The 20,568-nt window shown below is 45.1% G+C and carries 14 protein-coding genes; 10 read left to right on the top strand and 4 right to left on the bottom strand.

The window, feature by feature from the left end; genetic code table 11:
* Positions 1-345 precede the first annotated feature (345 nt).
* The 10 genes from ACFI6G_RS10150 to ACFI6G_RS10195 all read left to right on the top strand — a co-directional run bounded on the left by ACFI6G_RS10150 (position 346) and on the right by ACFI6G_RS10195 (position 14,965).
* The gene (locus ACFI6G_RS10150; RefSeq protein ID WP_016768984.1) at positions 346-2,028 is read left to right on the top strand and encodes an ABC transporter substrate-binding protein; all 1,683 of its coding nucleotides are present in this window, start codon (positions 346-348) and stop codon (positions 2,026-2,028) included.
* Between the two features lie 169 nt (positions 2,029-2,197).
* Positions 2,198-3,184 (top strand): ABC transporter permease, encoded by a 987-nt coding sequence (locus ACFI6G_RS10155; protein ID WP_010436046.1) that lies wholly within the window; start codon positions 2,198-2,200, stop codon positions 3,182-3,184.
* A 2-nt stretch (positions 3,185-3,186) separates the two neighbouring features.
* Positions 3,187-4,212 (top strand): ABC transporter permease, encoded by a 1,026-nt coding sequence (locus ACFI6G_RS10160; RefSeq protein ID WP_009847563.1) that lies wholly within the window; start codon positions 3,187-3,189, stop codon positions 4,210-4,212.
* Between the two features lie 2 nt (positions 4,213-4,214).
* Positions 4,215-5,198 (top strand): ABC transporter ATP-binding protein, encoded by a 984-nt coding sequence (locus tag ACFI6G_RS10165; protein WP_009847564.1) that lies wholly within the window; start codon positions 4,215-4,217, stop codon positions 5,196-5,198.
* A gap of 87 nt (positions 5,199-5,285) precedes the next feature.
* Positions 5,286-6,281: an ABC transporter ATP-binding protein gene (locus ACFI6G_RS10170; RefSeq protein ID WP_010436038.1), complete on the top strand. Its 996-nt coding sequence runs from the start codon at positions 5,286-5,288 to the stop codon at positions 6,279-6,281.
* A gap of 96 nt (positions 6,282-6,377) precedes the next feature.
* Complete coding sequence (locus ACFI6G_RS10175) at positions 6,378-8,099, top strand: glycoside hydrolase family 9 protein (protein ID WP_016791601.1); 1,722 nt, start codon at positions 6,378-6,380, stop codon at positions 8,097-8,099.
* A gap of 2 nt (positions 8,100-8,101) precedes the next feature.
* Positions 8,102-8,986 (top strand): glucosamine kinase nucleotide-binding domain-containing protein, encoded by an 885-nt coding sequence (locus tag ACFI6G_RS10180; protein WP_016791602.1) that lies wholly within the window; start codon positions 8,102-8,104, stop codon positions 8,984-8,986.
* Between the two features lie 12 nt (positions 8,987-8,998).
* Positions 8,999-10,945, top strand: coding sequence for a beta-N-acetylhexosaminidase (locus ACFI6G_RS10185; protein ID WP_016791603.1), 1,947 nt, complete (start codon positions 8,999-9,001; stop codon positions 10,943-10,945).
* 127 nt (positions 10,946-11,072) lie between these two features.
* Positions 11,073-13,478, top strand: a complete 2,406-nt coding sequence (locus tag ACFI6G_RS10190) for a GH36-type glycosyl hydrolase domain-containing protein (RefSeq protein ID WP_016789345.1) — start codon at positions 11,073-11,075, stop codon at positions 13,476-13,478.
* A gap of 74 nt (positions 13,479-13,552) precedes the next feature.
* Positions 13,553-14,965: a phosphoglucomutase/phosphomannomutase family protein gene (locus ACFI6G_RS10195; protein ID WP_016789344.1), complete on the top strand. Its 1,413-nt coding sequence runs from the start codon at positions 13,553-13,555 to the stop codon at positions 14,963-14,965.
* A gap of 153 nt (positions 14,966-15,118) precedes the next feature.
* Here the strand turns inward: ACFI6G_RS10195 and ACFI6G_RS10200 are convergent, their stop codons facing one another.
* From ACFI6G_RS10200 to ACFI6G_RS10215, 4 genes are all read right to left on the bottom strand, one after another.
* Complete coding sequence (locus tag ACFI6G_RS10200; protein ID WP_010436024.1) at positions 15,119-16,147, bottom strand: ABC transporter ATP-binding protein; 1,029 nt, start codon at positions 16,145-16,147, stop codon at positions 15,119-15,121.
* The gene (locus ACFI6G_RS10205; RefSeq protein WP_016768976.1) at positions 16,147-17,772 is read right to left on the bottom strand and encodes an ABC transporter permease; all 1,626 of its coding nucleotides are present in this window, start codon (positions 17,770-17,772) and stop codon (positions 16,147-16,149) included. The genes ACFI6G_RS10200 and ACFI6G_RS10205 overlap by 1 nt, the downstream gene beginning before the upstream one ends.
* A gap of 246 nt (positions 17,773-18,018) precedes the next feature.
* Entirely contained in the window at positions 18,019-19,032 is a 1,014-nt protein-coding gene (locus tag ACFI6G_RS10210) for a Fe(3+) ABC transporter substrate-binding protein (protein WP_010436022.1), read from the bottom strand.
* A gap of 297 nt (positions 19,033-19,329) precedes the next feature.
* Positions 19,330-20,559, bottom strand: a complete 1,230-nt coding sequence (locus tag ACFI6G_RS10215) for an ammonium transporter (RefSeq protein WP_010436021.1) — start codon at positions 20,557-20,559, stop codon at positions 19,330-19,332.
* Positions 20,560-20,568 lie beyond the last annotated feature (9 nt).

Raw genomic sequence — 20,568 nt, forward strand, 5'->3', positions numbered from 1 at the left:
AAGTACTAACAATTAAGTATCACTACAAATTCAACTGCGAGTCACATCACTCTAACAATTGCGCGCAAAAAACCATCAATCCGCCCTATTTTGACGTTAATGACGTGGGGTTGTGTGTTTTTAACGTTTTTGACGGGAAACGAGTTTGATTAATTCATCGATAAGGTGTTTTCTTACTCCTGCCAAAGGCCTACAGGCCACTCTTACCACTTCTCAGAATCAACGATGAATCTGGAGCAACGAAGAAGAGGTAGGCCTTTAACTAGAGTGTGTATCTACTAAACAATTAGCGACAGATAACATTCAATCCATTAGCGAAATGAAAGCAAATAGTAAGGAACAGCTATGCTTGCCAATATAAAAAAAACAGCACTAGCAACAGCAATTATTGCAACTGCTACAACAGGTTTTGCATCAGTAGCAACTGCTGCAGAACGCAGCGAACTGACCGTTCACCCGAAAGAGTACACTACATTCGTACGTAACTTTAACCCGTACCTTGGTGCTACTAACCTACATACTACAACTGACTTCATGTATGAGCCGCTAGTAGTATTTAACGAAATGCACGGTAACACTCCAGTGTTCCGTCTAGCTGAAAACTTCAAGATGTCAGATGATCTGATGAGCGTTGTTTTCGACATTCGTAAGGGTGTTAAATGGTCTGATGGAGAAACTTTTTCTGCTGATGATGTTGTTTTTTCTTTCAACCTTGTAAAAGAGAAGCCAGAGCTTGACCAGTCTGGTATCAACTCTTGGGTAACTTCTGTAGAAAAGCTGAACGACCACCAAGTTAAATTCAGCCTAACAGAAGCAAACTCGAACGTACCTTATGAGATTGCTAAAGTACCAGTCGTACCTAAGCACATCTGGAAAGACATTAAAGACCCATCAACTTTCACTAATGAAAATCCAGTGGGTTCTGGTCCATTTACAGAAATCGATACGTTTACAGCTCAACTTTACATTCAGTGTGAAAACCCGAACTACTGGGATGCTGACAACCTAGATGTTGACTGTCTACGTGTTCCACAAATTGCGAACAACGACCAGTTCCTAGGTAAAGTTGTAAACAGTGAGATGGACTGGACGTCTTCTTTCGTTCCAGATATCGATCGTACATACGCTGCAGCTAGCCCTAAACACCACTACTGGTACCCGCCAGCAGGTACACAAGCATTCATCGTTAACTTCAAGCACCCTGATGCTGCGAAGCATGAAGCATTGAGCAACGTTGAATTCCGTCGTGCTTTCTCTATGGCTCTTGACCGTCAAACTATCATCGACATCGCATTCTACGGTGGTGGTACTGTGAACGATTTCGCATCAGGTCTTGGCTACGCATTTGAAGCTTGGTCTGATGAAAAAACTCACGACAAGTACAAAGGCTTCAACACTTACAACGCTGAAGGTGCGAAGAAGCTTCTTGCTGACGCTGGCTTCAAAGATGTAAACAAAGATGGTTTTGTTGACACTCCATCTGGCAAGTCTTTCGAACTAATGATTCAATCGCCAAACGGCTGGACTGACTTCAACAACACAGTTCAACTAGCGGTAGAACAACTGAACGAAATCGGTATTAAAGCGAAAGCTCGTACACCTGACTTCTCTGTTTACAACCAAGCAATGCTTGAAGGTACATACGACGTAGCATACACAAACTACTTCCACGGTGCGGATCCATACACTTACTGGAACAGTGCTTACAACTCATCACTACAATCTGGTGATGGTATGCCTCGTTTCGCTATGCACTTCTACAAAAACGACAAGCTGGATGGTCTTCTAAACAGCTTCTACAAAACAGCTGATAAGAACGAACAGCTAGATATTGCACATGGCATCCAGCAAATTATCGCTGCAGACCAAGTAACAATCCCTGTGATGTCTGGTGCTTACATGTACCAATACAACACAACTCGATTCACTGGTTGGTGGAACGAAGAAAATCCAAAAGGCCGTCCAAACATTTGGGCTGGTATTCCAGAGCGTCTACTTCATGTACTGGACCTAAAACCAGTTAAATAAGTAATCGTTCAATCTTTGCGGCGTAACCTCTTACGCCGCTTATAAAAATCCCCACACTATCAATTGAAAGTATGGCGCTAGTCGTCAGGGGATTTTTCGTTCCAAATTTCGCTAGGAGCGACCTGAATCCAGAAACAGGGAAACAATCTGGGTGAGTAAGGTGTGAGTTATGGGTTATTTTTTAAGACGTTTGTCATTTTATTTTGTCGCGCTATTAGTTGCAGCGACGTTAAACTTTATTATTCCAAGAGCAATGCCTGGTGACCCTGTTACCATGATGTTTGCGAACGCTTCTGTTCAAGTTACTCCTGAACGTATTGCTGCAATGAAAGAATTATTAGGCTTCGTTGATGGCGGCTTATTAGTTCAATACGTGGCGTACATGAAGAACATTCTTAGCTGGGAGCTTGGTACATCAATCCAATTCTACCCACTTTCAGTAAATACACTGCTGGGTGGTGCATTCGGTTGGTCGCTTTTCTTAGCTGGCACAGCGGTTATTCTTTCTTTCTCTATTGGTTCAATCCTAGGTATTTTCGCAGCATGGAAACGCGGCAGTAAATACGATGCATTTGTAACTCCAGGGATGCTGATTCTCCAAGCTGTTCCTCAAGTTGTTATTGCCATGATTGCGCTGTTTACCTTCGCAATCGGCTTGAAATGGTTCCCAACCGGCTACGCCTATACCGCAGGTACGATTCCGGATTGGACAAGCTGGGCATTCATTAAAGATGTCGCTTTCCACGCCTTCTTACCTTTGCTATGTGCATCTATTGTTCAGATTGGTGGCTTCCTAGTAAACATGCGTAACAACATGATCAACCTGCTAGCTGAAGACTACATCACCATGGCGAAAGGCAAAGGCTTGAGCGAAAACCGAGTAGTATTCAACTACGCAGCTCGTAACGCGATGCTACCAAGTGTGACGGCACTTTCGATGTCACTAGGTATGGCAATCGGTGGTCAGTTGATTATCGAAATCATCTTTAACTACCCAGGTCTTGGCAGCGTACTTTTCAACGCAATTAACGCTCGTGACTACCAAGTACTGCAAGGTCAACTGCTTATCATGACGCTATTCATGCTGTTCTTTAACTTAGTTGCAGACATGCTTTACGTTGTTCTTGACCCTCGTCTTCGTAAGGGTGGTAAATAATCATGAAAGATATTCTAAAACTCATTTGGCGTAACCCGATGGCCCTAACAGGCGTCATCATCCTAAGTATTTTTATTCTTGGTGCTATTGCGGCTCCATTGATCACAAAACATGTTCCAGACAAGCGTACAGGTAATCCACACGAATACCCTGGCTTCGTGGTGAAGTCTGCACAAACTAACCCTGATGGCTGGGTTGCTCAAAACCTAGCAGACGATCGTCGTACGTTGATAATGTCTAAGAAGGCAGACCACGTACTGGGGACAACTCGTATGGGTCGTGACGTTTGGTCACAAGTGGTATACGGCGCACGCGTATCTCTTGCTGTAGGTTTTGGTGCAGGTCTTACCGTATGCTTGCTTGCAACAGTGATCGGTGTTTCTGCGGGTTACTTTGGCGGACGTGTCGATGATGTTCTGACAGCCGCAATGAATATCATGTTGGTTATTCCTCAATACCCATTACTGTTCGTAGTTGCAGCCTTTATCGGTGAGGCAGGGCCACTCACCATAACTTTGGTTATCGGCTTTATGTCCTGGGCTTGGGGCGCTCGTGTTGTTCGTTCCCAAACCTTAGCACTGCGTGAAAAGGAGTTTGTAAAAGCCGCTGAAGTTCTGGGTGAATCTTCATTCCGTATTATCTTCGTAGAGATTCTTCCAAATCTTATCTCTATCGTTGGCGCGAGCTTCATCGGTTCGGTGATGTACGCAATCATGATGGAAGCAACGATTTCGTTCCTAGGTCTTGGTGACCCGAACACAATCAGCTGGGGCATCATGCTTTACAACGTTCAAACCTCTTCATCAATGCTGATTGGCGCTTGGTGGGAACTATTGGCTCCTTGTATCGCACTGACACTACTTGTAACTGGTCTTGCTCTACTTAACTTCGCTGTCGATGAAATTGCCAACCCGCAACTGCGTTCTCACAAAGGCATGAAGCGTTGGAAGAAATTAGCAGCACAAGACAAAGAAGAACGTGAACCAGAACTACCACCACAAAATGCACTTTGGAGCGGAGATAAATAATCATGTCTGAACCACTAATTTCTATCCGCAATTTATGCGTGGATTACATCACAGAGTCTGGCGATGTTCGTGCGTGTAACAACGTAAGTTTCGACATTGCTCCAGGTGAAGTATTCGGCCTAGCTGGTGAGTCTGGCTGTGGTAAATCAACCGTTGCTTTCTCTCTTATGCGTCTGCATAAGCCGCCCGCTTACATCAGTGGTGGTGAGGTTATCTTCAATGGTGAGAACATCCTTGAATACAGTGATGACCGTATGCAAGCATTCCGTTGGAGCGAGATGTCGATGGTATTCCAGAGTGCGATGAACGCACTCAACCCAGTATTACCAATGGAAGAGCAGTTCTGTGACGTAATTATGCGTCACACCAACATGACTCGTGAGCAAGCTAAGCAACGCGCTGAAGGTTTACTTGAAATCGTAGATATTCACCCAAGCCGATTGAGTGACTACCCTCACCAATTCTCTGGCGGCATGCGTCAGCGCTTGGTTATTGCTATCGCGTTAGCATTGAATCCAAAGCTGATCATTATGGATGAGCCAACGACCGCGCTTGATGTGGTTGTTCAGCGCGAAATCCTACAAAAGATCTATGCACTGAAAGAAGAATTTGGCTTCTCGATTCTGTTCATCACCCATGACTTGTCATTGATGGTCGAGTTCTCTGACCGCATCGGCATCATGTATTCAGGTGAGCTTATCGAGGTTGCTAATGCTCAAGATATTCTAGAAAACCCTTACCACCCTTACACCAAAGGGCTGGGTAGTTCTTTCCCTCCACTAACAGGGCCAAAGACAAAACTAGCGGGCATTCCGGGCAACCCTCTGAACTTGTTAGAGATTCCTGAAGGGTGTCGTTTCCAAGCTCGTTGTGACCGTGTACATGAAACGTGTACCAAGGTACCAACCAAGCTGCGTTCTATCGACCCGGGGCATTTGTCTAACTGCCACCTGTACGGTGACCCAATAGTACAAAGGAAGCTATAGCTTGCACGCTGATTCAGCGTGAATAACGAATAAGGCGGTTCGACCGCCGAAATGCAAGCAAAGCGAATAAGGATTCTGGAGACAATTATGAGCAAAGATTTCGGTCAATTATTGGTAGAAGGCAAGAATGTCGTAAAAGACTTCCCAATAAGCAGTACCACAATTCAAACCCCAATGATGCGTGCGATTAACGACGTGTCATTCAAGATGTACAAAAGCCGCGGTCTAGCGGTGGTTGGTGAGTCTGGTTCAGGCAAATCAACAACAGCAAAAATGATCGCAAAAATGTACGCGCCTTCGGGCGGTACAATCGAATACAAAGGCCGTGATATCCAAGAGATCTCAAGCAGAAAAGATCTTATGCATTACCGTGAAGGCGTGCAAATGGTATGGCAAGACCCGTTTGGTTCCCTGAACCCAACACATAACATCTTCCACCACATTGCTCGACCATTGTTGATCCACAAAAAAGTATCTCCAGGTAACAAGAAAGAGTTACAGGAGCGTGTGTACGATCTTCTAGAGCAAGTTGGCTTAGTACCACCACAAGCAACGGCAGAGAAGTACCCTCACCAACTCTCTGGTGGTCAGCGTCAACGTGTCAACCTAGCTCGTAATATCGCAGTAGGTGCAGAAGTTGTATTAGCCGATGAACCTACGTCAATGCTTGATGTATCGATTCGTGCTGGTGTTTTAAACCTAATGGAAGAGATGAAATTTGAGAAGCAAATGTCTCTTCTTTACATCACTCACGATATCGCAACCGCTCGTTACATCGCTGAAGATCTTTCAGTGATGTACGTAGGACACATGGTGGAATGGGGCGATACCGATGACGTTATTGCTGACCCTCAACACCCTTACACTCAGCTATTGGTTTCGGCAGTTCCAGATCCGAAGAAATCGATCCACGAGAAACTGGCAGGTAACAAAGGGGAAATCCCTCTTTGGACACCAGTCTCAGCTGGTTGCCCATTTGCAGGTCGTTGTACTCATGCAATGGATAAGTGTAAAGAGCAGTTACCAGGGGTTACGCAATTAGCCGATAACCACTTTGTACGTTGTTACCTACACGAAAGCTAAGCAATAAATGCCCGTTAGGGTCTGCGGACCCTAACTATTTATCCTAAAAATTTCAGGTACCTAGCCATAAGAAACTAGGACTTTTGGAGAGTATTGATGCTGTTATTGACCAACCATATTGGCTACGAATCCACGGCTCCAAAGCAGGCTATCTTACAAACTAAGAAAGCTCGCTTATCAAGTACGACTGCATTATTAGTGTGTGCCGACAACCATATTACCGTGGGCAACTTTGATGTTGTAAAACAAGGCCGCGTAGCAAACTGGCATCAAGGACAATTCTTCACAATCGATTTCAGTTCATTTACCGAATCCGGTCGCTACTACCTGCGCTTTGATAACCTACGTTCAGAAGTGTTTGAGATTGGCAACAACCTACTAATGAACCACACGTTTTCTGATGTGCTTCATTACTTTAAGTCACAACGCTGTGGCGGTATTTTCGACAAAAAAGATCAACAGGCACAAATTCTAGGCACTGACAGATACGTCGATGTCCATGGCGGTTGGTACGACGCATCGGGTGATGTGAGTAAGTACTTTAGCCACCTGTCTTATGGCAACTACCTTAATCCTCAACAGATTCCTATGGTTGTTTGGAACATGCTTAAAAGCGTGCGCTTAACCAACAATAACCCTGACTTCCCAAAATTCTCCATGACTCGCCTGACGGAAGAAGCCCTATTCGGTGCCGACTTCTTAGTGCGCATGCAAGACGCGGCTGGATACTTCTATATGACGGTATTCGATAAGTGGAGCAAAGACATCAATCAGCGCGACATCTGCGCTTATGCCACTCAAGAAGGCCATAAATCAACGGACTTGCAAGCGGGCTATCGACAAGGTGCGGGCGTTGCTATCGCCGCATTAGCTGCTGCATCTGAACTTGAAACCTCGGGCAGTTACTCGAGCCAAACTTACCTTGAAACTGCCGTTAACGGTTATTGGCACCTAAAAGAACATAACCTGCAGTACCTAAACGATGGCGAAGAAAACATCATCGATGAATATTGTGCCCTACTCGCTGCAAATGAACTGTACCGAGTAACAGAAGACGAGCAGTACCTATCAGAAGCAAGAACTTGGGCGAATCGCTTGATCGCTCGTCAGCAATCCGATGACTCATTTGCCCACTTCTGGTCGGCCAACTCTGATGGCTCTCGCCCTTATTTCCATGCTGCAGAAGCAGGCCTTCCAGTGATTGCTCTGTGCGAGTACATCGACAATGAAACCAATGCAGTTCTGAAAGAACAAGCTCGCACGGTTGTTGAAAAAGCCTGTCAGTTCGAAATCAATATTACCGACAAAGTCATCAATCCATTTGGCTACCCAAGACAGTACGTTAAAAATGTTGATGGTGATAAGCGCGATGCTTTCTTCGTTGCTCAGAAAAATGAAACGGGCTATTGGTGGCAAGGCGAAAACGCACGTCTTGGTTCAATCGCAACCATGGCATACTTAGTTCAACCACATATTCAAGATAGCGAACTTCAAAAGCGTTTAATCCAGCTTTCACAAAACAGCCTTGATTGGATCTTAGGTCTCAACCCATATCACATGTGTATGCTCGATGGTCACGGCCATAACAACCCAGATTATCTACCACAGCTTGGCTTCTTCAATGCAAAAGGTGGTGTCTGCAACGGCATCACGGCTGGGTTCGAAGATGAACAAGACATCGCATTCAACCCACCAGCACAGAAAGACGACATGCTTCAAAACTGGCGCTGGGGTGAGCAATGGATCCCCCATGGGGCGTGGTATTTGCTCGCGACCGCTGCGCAATTCAATTACCTATCGCAACGTAAGGAGCAATAGTCATGACTATTTACTACGTAGGTATTGATGGTGGTGGCACTTCTTGTCGTGCGCGTATTCGTGATGACCAAGGCACACTCATTGGTGAAGCAAAAAGTGGCAGTGCCAACATCCTTTTGGGTGTTGATGTTGCGATGAGCTCAATTGTTGATGCGATTACTCAAGCGGCACAACAAGGGCAACTCGACTCAAATCATTTTTCCAATATACATATCGGCCTTGCACTGGCTGGCGCTGAGCAAAAGTCGGCATGGTTCGATTTCATGGCTCAACCACACCCTTTCGCAAGTATGACGCTCAACACTGACGCTTACGGTGCTTGTATTGGCGCCCACAATGGCCAAAACGGCGCGATCATGATTGGTGGTACAGGTTCATGTGGCATCTACCTAAACAACGGCGAACAACATGTGGTTGGCGGTCGTGAATTTCCAATTTCAGACCAAGGTGGCGGCGCAGTGATGGGCCTTCGCTTAATTCAACAAGTCCTGTTAGCAGAAGACGGTATTCGCAGCAAAACCCCACTGACTCAACACGTGATGAACCACTTTGACAATGATGTTGATGCGATCGTGGCGTGGTCAAAAGGCGCTATTCCAAAAGACTACGGTCAATTCTCGCCAGTGATTTTTCAACTCGCTAACGAAGGCGATGAGCTGGCTATCGAGATGCTCAAGCAAACCGCAGCTGATATCGAAATGTTTGTGCTAGCACTTCATCGCAAAGGTGCAGACAAGGTATGCCTGATGGGCAGTATCGCTGAGCGCATTCTCAACTGGCTATCACCACCAGTACAACAATGGATCGTTGAACCTCAATTTGACGCTATTGAAGGCGCATTGATGTTTGCCGGAAAACCACAACACAACTTGTATCAACAGGCTTAGCAGGGAAGTTATATGAATTATCGCATCGACTTAGCTGTTCTTTCTGAACAAAAAAATAACTGCCGATTTGGCCTTACGGTACATAACTTAAGTGACCTCGACGTAAAAGATTGGTCACTGTATTTTGCCTTTGACCGATTCATCCTTCCGGAGAGTCTATCTCAAGGTGAACTGACTCAAGTTGGAAGCTTTTGCTCGTTCAAACCAAGCTCTCCGGTGTTAAAGGCGAACAACCACTACTACCTTGAATTCAGTATTCAAAGCGCCCCATTTCGCTTCTATTCTGATGGCCTTAATGATGCATTTATCCAATCACATCATGATGGAGAAACATCGGTACTGCCTGTCGCGATATCACCGATTTTTTTGGCTTCGCCATACCGTGAACGCAACCAAATACCTGAAGTTAACGCTGCTGAAATTGCATTAATTCCTCAGCCAAATCAGATCGAACTTCAGCTAGGTAGCTTCGCACTAAGTAGCGAATGCAAGATTGAGGTTCAATCTCAACTTGCTGATAAGGCGTTATCTTGGCTGCAACAAGAATTGCTTTCTACCTTTGAGCTGTCGATTTCGAATGAGCTTTCAACTGAATTTTCAAAAGACGAAAGCGGCGACATTCTATTTCGCAGCAACCCGACGTTAGACGAAGCCGAGTACAAGCTCACCGTCACGGCACAACAAATAATGGTTGAATCAGGCAGCCAATCGGGCTTCACACACGCTGTAGCAAGCTTGATTCAGTTGGTACAACAACTGGATGCCAAGAACTTCTCTGTTCCATGTTGCAAAATCGTCGATCAGCCTCGTTTCAAATACCGAGGCATGATGCTGGATTGCGCTCGTCACTTCCATTCAGTGGAGCAAGTGAAACGCTTAATCAACCAACTCGCGCACTACAAGTTCAACGTCTTTCATTGGCACTTAACCGATGATGAGGGTTGGCGAATTGAGATCAATAGCCTACCTCAACTTACTGAAATCGGTGCTTGGCGTGGCCCTGACCATGCACTAGAACCGCAATACACACACCTTGCTGACAACTATGGCGGCTTCTACACGCAACAACAGATTCGCGAAGTCATTGAATACGCAGAGCAGCGTAGCATCACTGTAATCCCTGAGATTGACATCCCAGGCCACTGCCGCGCCGCGATCAAATCACTGCCTGACATGCTGGTAGAACAAGCTGACACCACTCAATACAAGAGTATTCAGCACTACAACGACAATGTCCTAAACCCTGGCTTGCCAGGCACTTACCAATTCTTAGATGCGGTTATTGAAGAAGTCGCAGAGCTATTCCCCAGCGAATTGATTCACATGGGTGCAGACGAAGTACCACCGGGTGTGTGGACTAACAGCCCTGCAGCTCAAGCTCTGATGAAAGAGCATAAATATCAAGACAGCAAAGACTTACAAGGCCACCTATTCCGTTATGCCGAGAACAAACTCAAGCAACTTGGCAAGCGCATGGTGGGCTGGGAAGAAGCGCAACACGGCGACAAAGTCAGTAAAGAGACCATCATCTACTCGTGGCTCAGTGAAGAAGCAGCAGTGAATTGCGCTCGCCAAGGCTTTGATGTGGTGTTGCAACCGGCACAATTTACCTATCTCGACATGACCCAAGATTATGCACCGGAAGAACCGGGCGTCGATTGGGCTGCCGTTATCCCATTAGAACAAGCTTATAACTACGAAGCACTTGCTGAGATATCCGACACCGACCCAATTCGTAAGCGGATCCGCGGAATTCAGTGTGCTCTATGGTGTGAGATCGTCACCAACCAAAAGCGTATGGATTATATGGTATTCCCAAGAATTAGCGCTTTATCTGAAGGATGTTGGACACATAAAAACAACCGAAACTGGCTAGATTACCTATCTCGCCTAAAGGGGCATCTGCCATTACTCGACAGACTCAATGTTGATTATCGCAACCCTTGGAAAGGTCAATAAAACAAACCAAAGCGACACTCACATCGAGCGGTTGCTGACTCAAATTAAGGTGCTCAGTCAGATAAGACTCAGCATCACTATTTAAAAATTAGCTGCATAGATGCAGTTTGTTAAAAAGGAAATGACAATGAAATACGGCTATTTCGATAACGACAATCGCGAATACGTCATCACTCGCCCTGATGTACCAGCACCATGGACCAACTACCTGGGTACTGAAAAGTTTTGTACCGTAATTTCGCACAATGCGGGCGGTTATTCGTTCTACAATTCTCCGGAATACAACCGTGTTACTAAGTTCCGTCCAAATGGCACCTTTGACCGTCCAGGACACTATGTTTACCTGCGTGATGATGAGACGGGTGATTACTGGTCTATCTCTTGGCAACCAGTGGCAAAAAGCCTAGATGAAGCGAACTACGAAGTTCGTCATGGTCTGTCATACTCAAAGTTCAAATGTGAATACAGCGGTATTACGGCAACCAAAACGCTATTCGTTCCTAAGGGCGAAGATGCAGAAGTTTGGGATGTCGTACTGAAGAACAACACCGACAAGCCAAGAACCATCAGCACATTCTCATTTGTTGAGTTCTCATTCAGCCACATCCAATCGGATAACCAGAACCACCAGATGTCTTTGTACTCTGCGGGCACGTCTTACCAAGAAGGAGTGTTGGAATACGACCTGTACTACAACACCAACGACTTTGAAGGCTTCTACTACCTAGCATCAACCTTCTCTCCAGACAGCTACGATGGTCAGCGTGACAACTTCCTTGGCATGTACCGTGACGAAGCAAACCCAATTGCCGTTGAGAACGGTAAATGTTCTAACAGTGCTCAAACTTGTTACAACCACTGTGGTTCTCTGCACAAGCAATTTACGATTCAACCGGGTGAAGAAGTTCGCTTTGCTTATGTACTAGGTATCGGTAAAGGCAACGGTGAACGCCTCCGCGAGAAGTACCAAGACACAGCAAACGTAGATGCGGCGTTCCAAGGCATCAAAGATCACTGGGACGAGCGTTGCAACAAATTCCAAGTTAAGTCGCCAAACGAAGGCTTAGACACCATGATCAACACGTGGACGCTATACCAAGCGGAAACCTGTGTGGTTTGGTCACGCTTTGCATCATTCATCGAAGTTGGCGGTCGTACTGGTCTTGGTTACCGTGATACTGCGCAAGATGCGATCTCAGTGCCTCATGCCAACCCACAAATGACCAAGAAGCGTATTATCGACCTGCTTCGCGGCCAAGTGAAAGCGGGCTACGGTCTACACTTGTTCGATCCTGACTGGTTCGATCCAGAGAAAGCTGACGTTGAACCTTCAAAATCACCAACGGTTGTTCCAACGCCGTCAGATGACGACAAGATCCACGGCATTGACGATACCTGTTCTGATGATCACTTATGGATCGTACCTACCATCATCAAGTACGTGATGGAAACCGGTGAACACGATTTCTTTGACGAAGTGATTCCATACGCAGATGGTGGCGAAGCAACGGTTTACGAACACATGAAAGCCGCACTTAACTTCTCTGCAGAATACGTAGGTCAAACAGGTATCTGTAAGGGTCTTCGCGCAGACTGGAATGACTGTCTGAATCTAGGTGGCGGTGAATCTTCTATGGTTTCATTCCTACACTTCTGGGCTCTTCAAGAGTTCTTAGACCTGGCTAAGTTCCGCAATAACGATGCTGACGTTACTAAATACACTGAAATGGCAGCTAACGTTCGCGAAGCGTGTGAAACGCACCTTTGGGATGACGAGGGTGGTTGGTACATCCGTGGTCTAACTAAAAATGGCGACAAGATCGGTACCGCTCAACAAGCTGAAGGTCGAGTTCACCTTGAATCAAACACGTTAGCGGTTCTCTCTGGCGCGGTATCTCAAGAACGTGGCGAGAAAGCAATGGACGCAGTTGATGAGAACCTATTTTCTGAATACGGCCTACACCTAAACTCTCCATCATTCGCAACACCAAACGATGATATCGGCTTTGTAACTCGCGTTTACCAAGGCGTAAAAGAGAACGGTGCTATCTTCTCTCACCCGAATCCATGGGCTTGGGTAGCAGAGGCGAAGCTTGGCCGTGGCGACCGTGCGATGAAATTCTACGATGCGCTTAACCCTTATAACCAAAACGACATGATTGAAACACGTTACGCGGAACCATATTCGTACGTGCAGTTCATCATGGGTAAAGACCACCAAGACCACGGCCGTGCAAACCACCCATGGTTAACAGGTACCTCGGGCTGGGCTTACTTTGCGGTAACCAACTTCATTCTTGGTGTTCGCACCGGATTCGAAGGTTTAACTGTAGATCCTTGTATCCCGACTGATTGGCCAGAGTTTGAGGTCACTCGTCAATGGCGCGGTGCAACTTACAACATCACGGTGCAAAACCCTAATGCAGTAAGCAAAGGTGTAGCCTCTATCACTATCAACGGTGAGTCAGTTGAAGGTGCAATCCCAGTACAAACAGAAGGCAGCGTGAATGATGTTGTCGTTGTTCTAGGCTAGTCACGCAATTTAACGAACAGCTCCGGTCTCAAGTCTTTACAGGCTTGAGACCGTGAGACTAAAAGGATTTTCTAATGATTAAATTTGGTACCGGTGGCTGGCGCGCTTTCATTGGTGAAGAGTTCACCAGAGACAATGTTCGCTTGGTGGCACAAGCGCTCGCTAACATCATCAATAATGAAAATGCCGCAAAGAACGGGTTTGTGATCGGCTATGACCGCCGATTCCTTTCAGATAAAGCAGCATGTTGGTTTGCAGAAGTACTTGCGGCGAACAACATCAAAGTAAGCTTCATTGATAAGTTCGTTCCAACACCTATCGTGATGTTCCAAGCGAAAGAGATGGGCTGCATCTACTCGGCATGTATTACCGCATCTCACAACCCAGCAGACTACAACGGCATCAAGATCTTCATTGAAGGTGGACGTGATGCTGATGAGATCATCACCGAGAAGATAGAACAGCAAATCGCAACATTGACCAGCGAAGACGTTATACGAGTTGATTTCGAGCAAGCGTTAAACGACAAAGAAATCGAGATCATCAACCCGATGAACGACTTTGTTGATTCAATCATCAACTTCATCGATATCGAGTCGATCAAGAAAGCTAACCTACGCGTGCTGATTGACCCAATGTTTGGCGTAGCGAAAAATGCTTTGCAGACAGTGCTGATCAACGGTCGATGTGATGTCGACGTCATCAACGATGGCAAAAACCCAGATTTTGGTGGCTTGATGCCATCACCAAATGCCGCAACGCTCTATCGCTTGAAGCACTTAGTTGCAGCAGAAGGCTATGACATAGGTATTGGTACTGATGGCGATGCCGATCGTCTGGGTATTATTGATGAGAAAGGTCACTTCATTCACCCTAACGAAGTACTACTACTGCTTTATTACTACTTACTGGAATACAAAGGCTGGAAGGGCTCTGTCGTTCGTAATATTGCCACCACACATCTACTGGATAAAGTAGCTGCGGATCATGGAGAGAAGAGCTTTGAGGTTCCTGTAGGCTTTAAGCATATCAGCTCTCAAATGGAAGCTGATGATTCTCTAATTGGTGGCGAAAGCTCAGGTGGCTTAACCATTCGAGGTCACATCAAAGGTAAGGATGGCGTATTTGCATCAAGCTTGCTGGTTGAGATGATCAGTGTGACAGGCAAGAAGCTGTCTGAATTGCTTGATGAGATTTACTCTAAATATGGCTATGCCTACACCGCAGAAGGCGATTGTAAGTTTAAACCTTCAGAGAAAGAAGCGCTCTACACTAAGATCTACGTCGAGAAGCAACTACCTGAATTTGAATACGAAATTGAAAAAGTTAGCTATGAAGATGGTGCAAAGGTGTACTTCAAGAATGGCGGCTGGGTCATTGCTCGCTTCTCAGGAACAGAGCCGTTACTACGAATTTTCGCAGAAATGGAAGATAAAGACACTGCAGAACATGTTCTTCAAAAAGTAAAAGACTTCCTCTCTCTATAGGCTTATAGAGTGCAGCAGTTTTGTATGGGACTTAACATATCACTGCCTTGTTAAAGCCTATTGATGAAGAACTTTTGCCCAGTACTTTTAATTAAGTTCTGGGCTTTTTTATGACTGAGCTTTATTTACAGGAATGGGAATGACGAGAAATCGTTAAAACGCCAATACGCCTTTGGTATCCACTTTTACGGTTACCGGCATACCCATTTCAAGAGCCTCTGAAGAGGTTGCTAATAACTTCTGACCGTTCGCTTCAATCACATAACGACAGTGGTCTCCCATGAACTGCTGTTCTAATACTGAAAGGTTACTGTCTACATCATGAGTAGCCACGATATGTTGAGGTCTTAACAACAACGCACATTCAGCCCCCACTTCGATCTCGGTTTGCGCCTTGGCCTCAATCAAACCTAAGCTTGTTTCAAATTCGTTATCTGAAATACGTTGTGCATTCAAGTAACTTCCGCCACCTAAGAAATCAGCAACAAACTTGCTTGATGGGTGGAAGTACAGTTCTGACGCCGAGCCGTATTGTTCGATGACACCATGATTCATTACTGCCATCTTGTCAGCAAAAGCAAACGCTTCTTCACGACTGTGAGTCACAAAAATAGCCGTCACACCCTGCTTCTTAAAGATTTTACGAATCTGAGAAATCAGCTCATGACGTACTTGGGTATCAATGTTAGAAAACGGTTCGTCCAATAGCAGTAGGTCTGGCTTATATGCCAAAGAGCGCGCAATCGCGACACGTTGCTGTTGTCCACCAGATAGCTGATGAGGGTAACGATCGCCAAATTGGTCAAGGTGTACGAGCTCAAGCATCTCTTGAACTTTCGCAGTCTTATCTTGCTCAGACATATCGCGTAGACCAAATGCCACGTTCTGATTCACGGTGAGGTGTGGAAACAGAGCATAATCTTGGAAAATCATTCCAATGTTACGCTGCTCTGGCGGCAACCAATTCGCAGCGTCATCAATAACTTGGCAATTCAAGCTCATAACGCCACTACTCAATGGAAGCAGACCTGCAATCGCTTTAAGCAGCGTCGTCTTACCACATCCACTGGCACCAAGCAGACAAACAATTTCACCATGCTCAACTTCTAAAGAAAGAGATTCCAAAATGGTTTGGGAATCATACTTACAAGTCAGATTTTTAATTGATAATGCACAACTCATTAGTGTTTCTGCTCCAAGGAACGGTTTACGATGATCAGTGGGATTAAGCCTACCAATACTAATAACACAGCAGGCATAGCTGCTAATTCAAGGTGTTCATCTGACGCATAGTTATAAACATAAGTCGCGAGCGTTTCGAAATTAAAGGGACGCAGCAGCAATGCTGCATTTAGCTCTTTCATTGATTCGATAAACACCAATAAGCCTGCAATCAAAGCACCACGCTTAATCAAAGGTAGGTGAACACGGCGTAACATCTGGTTGGTATTACACCCCATTGTTTTAGAGGCCATATCCAATGAAGGTGATACTTTACTTAGGCTACTTTCGATACTACCAATAGCAACAGCTGAAAAACGCACTACCATTGCAAAGATAAGCGCAAACATGGAACCAGAGAAGATCAAACCAGGTCGTCCCCACTCCATCACTTTAGCGATGTCATTGACCAAGTGATCCATAAACAACACGGGTACCATCACGCCAATCGCTAGAACGGTGCCTGGAACAGCATAGCCCATTGAAGCAAACCTCATGTAAGCCAGGTTTTTCTTACCAGGGCTCACACGTTGATTAAAATTCACAATCAACGCAACGAGTACACCAATAATCGCCGCGACAACAGAGACGTAAAGACTATTAAGTGCATATTCTCTGAATTCTGGTGTCCAACTTTGAGCGAAATACTTGTAGGCATAAATGATCAATTGCGCGAGGGGGAATAAAAACGCTATGCACACTAACCCCCAACACCAAAACAGTGACAACCACTTTTTCCAACCGATTAGTTCATAACGAAAATCTTCGCGGCTACTAAATTGATTTTGAAATAACTTTTGTTTACGACGGCTGTATCGCTCGGTGCTCAATAAGAGAATGACAATCACCAACATGATTGCCGATATTTTTGCAGCGGCTGTTAGGCTCGAGTAGCCCAACCAAGTATCGTAAACCGCTGTCGTTAGTGTGTTAACAGCAAAGTAGCTTACAGTACCGAAGTCACCTATGGTTTCCATCGCAACAAGAGACAAACCGACCGCCATGGAAGGACGAACAAGTGGAAGTGAGATACGACGAAAACTTTCCCAGGGAGAGCACTTCAACAAGCGAGCAGATTGTAATAGGGAAACGTTTTGCTCCATGAAAGCCGCACGGCAGAGCAAATAAATATAAGGGTAAAGAACGAGAGACAGAACAATAATAGCGCCTGATAAGGTTCTAATGTCGGGGAACCAATATTCACTAGGTCCCCACCCCGTCAGTTCTCGTAGCAGGATTTGAACAGGGCCAGCAAAATCAAACCAGTCGGTAAAAATATAGCCCACAATATAGCCAGGCATTGCCAATGGCAGCACCAAAGCCCATTGCAAAACACGCTCTCCAGGAACACGACACATTGCCATGATCCATGCAGACGGAATACCGAAAATCAAAGACAGGAACATGGTTCCTATGACTAAAACCACCGTATTGTAAGCATAGGTGGGCATTACTGTAGACATAAGATGAGAAAATAGCTCATCCGTTTCTCCAACAGCAGTCGTAAAAATCGCCAAGATTGGTAAAACAAGCAGTACAGCGATTATTCCGCTACTGGTGTTCCATAAATAATTCTTTTCTTTCATCGCCTAACTACAATGAGGCTTAATGAAATACATATGCATTTGCAAATACATCTCATATCCTTTTAATGGTGGGGGTATTTATACCCATATACCGTAATGACTTCAAGGTGAGATACTCATAACTCAATGGATCAAGGGAGAGCTTTGTATCAAAAAGTGATTTCTCCAAAAACAAACAACCCCAAGGAGCCGAAAATAGCCACTTGGGGTCATAATTTTATGCGGGCCGGAGCCTACAATAATAAATTATAGATCGAACTTAACTTCATCTAATAGCTTGATTGCCGCCGCATGGTGGTTTGCAATTTCATCTAGAGAAATAGTATCTGCTTTGAACTCACCCCACGAAGCAACAAGCTCAGAAGGTTTAACGTCTGCTTTCACTGGGTATTCGTAGTTCACTTCTGCGTACATGCTTTGTGCAGTGTTACCAGATAGGAATTCCATCAGCTTAACGGCATTCTCTTCGTTTGGAGAGTATTTAGCCATTGCCATACCAGAGATATTCACGTGAGTACCCGTTGTCTCTTGATTAGGGAAGTTAATGTAAACAGAGTCAGCCCAAGCTTTTTGCTCTTTATCATTAATCATTTTACCTAGGTAGTAGCTATTACCAAGAGCAACATCACATAGACCTTCTTTAATCGCTTTAACTTGTGCACGGTCGTTACCTTGAGGCTTACGTGCTAGATTTGCTTTTACGCCTTCTAGCCACTCTTTCGTTTCAGCTTCGCCTTTATGAGCAATCATCGAAGAAACGAGAGAAACATTGTACGGGTGCTTACCGCTACGAGTACAGATTTTGCCTTTAAATTCAGGCTTAGTTAGATCTTCATAAGTGAATTCTTCACCTAGACGACCAACACGGTCACGTGAAGAGTAAACGCTACGTGTACGAGTTGTTAGAGCGAACCACTCGTTAGCAGTATCTTGGTACTGGGCAGGGATGTTTTTTTCAAGTACATCACTTTCAACTGATTGAACTAGACCTTGCTTAGTTAGCTCAGATAAACGGCTAATATCGACAGTTAATACAACGTCAGCTGGGCTGTATTCACCCTCTTGAGCTAACTTCTCTGCTAAACCTTTTTTAGCAAACTTCACGTTTACTTTAATGCCAGTCTCTTTTGTGAATTCTTTGAACATTGGCTCAACAAGGAAAGGTTGACGGTAAGAGTATACGTTTACTTCTTCCGCAGCCATTGCTGTCGGGGCAATTACACTACACGCTAGAGCTGAAAGTGTTAGCAGTTTTTTCATTGTAAAATCCTTTATATCGAAATGATAATGTCTATCAGTTGCGTTATTATATTCATCATCAACATAATTACAATGACGAGCGACAAAAAATCTGTCTACTCAGACCATTAAAATCTTCACTTTTGTAACAAACCATTTCAACAAGAATAACCACGCACTCACCAGTGCAGAGCCTTTATATTGGCATCAAGGTGTCTAACAATTACTCTACCGTAAATAAAACAAAACCCCACAACCATAAGTTGTAGGGCTTTCTTTCTATCACCTAACCTTTTCAGGCTAGGTTATTATTACTGATTATTTTACTGACACAAACTCAGGGTAAGCACCAACACCACAATCATGCATATCCATACCTTCAAGCTCTTCGTCTTCAGTTACACGAATACCGATTGTCGCTTTAAGCACAGCCCATACCGCTAGACTCGCACCAAATACCCAAGCAAAGATTACTGCAGCACCTAGTAGTTGAGCACCAAATGTTGCATCAGCGTTGCTTAGTGGCACAGCCATTAGGCCGAAGAAACCACACACACCGTGCACAGAGATAGCACCAACTGGATCATCAATCTTAGCTTTATCTAGAGCGATGATGCTGAACACAACAAGTGCACCAGATACCGAACCGATTGCTACCGCGAATAGAGGTGATGGTGATAGAGGGTCAGCAGTGATTGCAACTAGACCAGCTAACGCACCGTTAAGGATCATTGTTAGGTCCGCTTTACCCCATGTTGTCTTACATACTAGTAGTGCTGCAATTGCGCCCGCTGCTGCTGCTGCGTTAGTGTTTAAGAAGATTTGACCAACTGCTGTTGCGTTCTCAAAGTCTGAAACCATTAACTGAGAACCGCCGTTGAAACCGAACCAACCGAACCAAAGGATAAATGTACCTAACGTTGCAAGTGGCATGTTTGAACCAGGAATCGGGTAGATTTCACCGTTCTTACCGTATTTACCTTTACGGGCGCCAAGTAGTACAACACCTGCTAATGCTGCCGCTGCGCCTGCCATGTGTACGATACCTGAACCAGCGAAGTCACTGAAGCCTGCTTCTGATAGGAAACCACCGCCCCAAGTCCAGTAACCTTCCATTGGGTAAATGAACGCTGTTAGTACAACAGAGAAGATCAGGAATGACCAAAGCTTCATACGCTCAGCAACTGCACCCGATACTACAGACATTGCTGTTGCAACGAATACTACTTGGAAGAAGAAGTCTGACTCTAGTGAGTGGTCTGCACCTTCACCTTGAGTACCAATTAGAGTACCGAATGAAGGTAACCAACCACCTTCACCATTGTCTACGTACATAATGTTGTAGCCAACCACTAAGAATGTAGTACAAGCAATTGCGTACAAACAGATGTTCTTAGTTAAAATTTCTGTGGTGTTCTTTGAGCGAACTAGGCCAGCTTCTAACATTGCGAAGCCTGCTGCCATCCACATTACCAACGCACCTGAAATGAGGAAGAAAAAAGTGTCTAGTGCGTAACGTAGTTCCGTTACTGTTGTTGTAAGTTCCATATTAAAGTC

It is taken from the genome of Vibrio sp. PSi01, assembly GCF_054960695.1.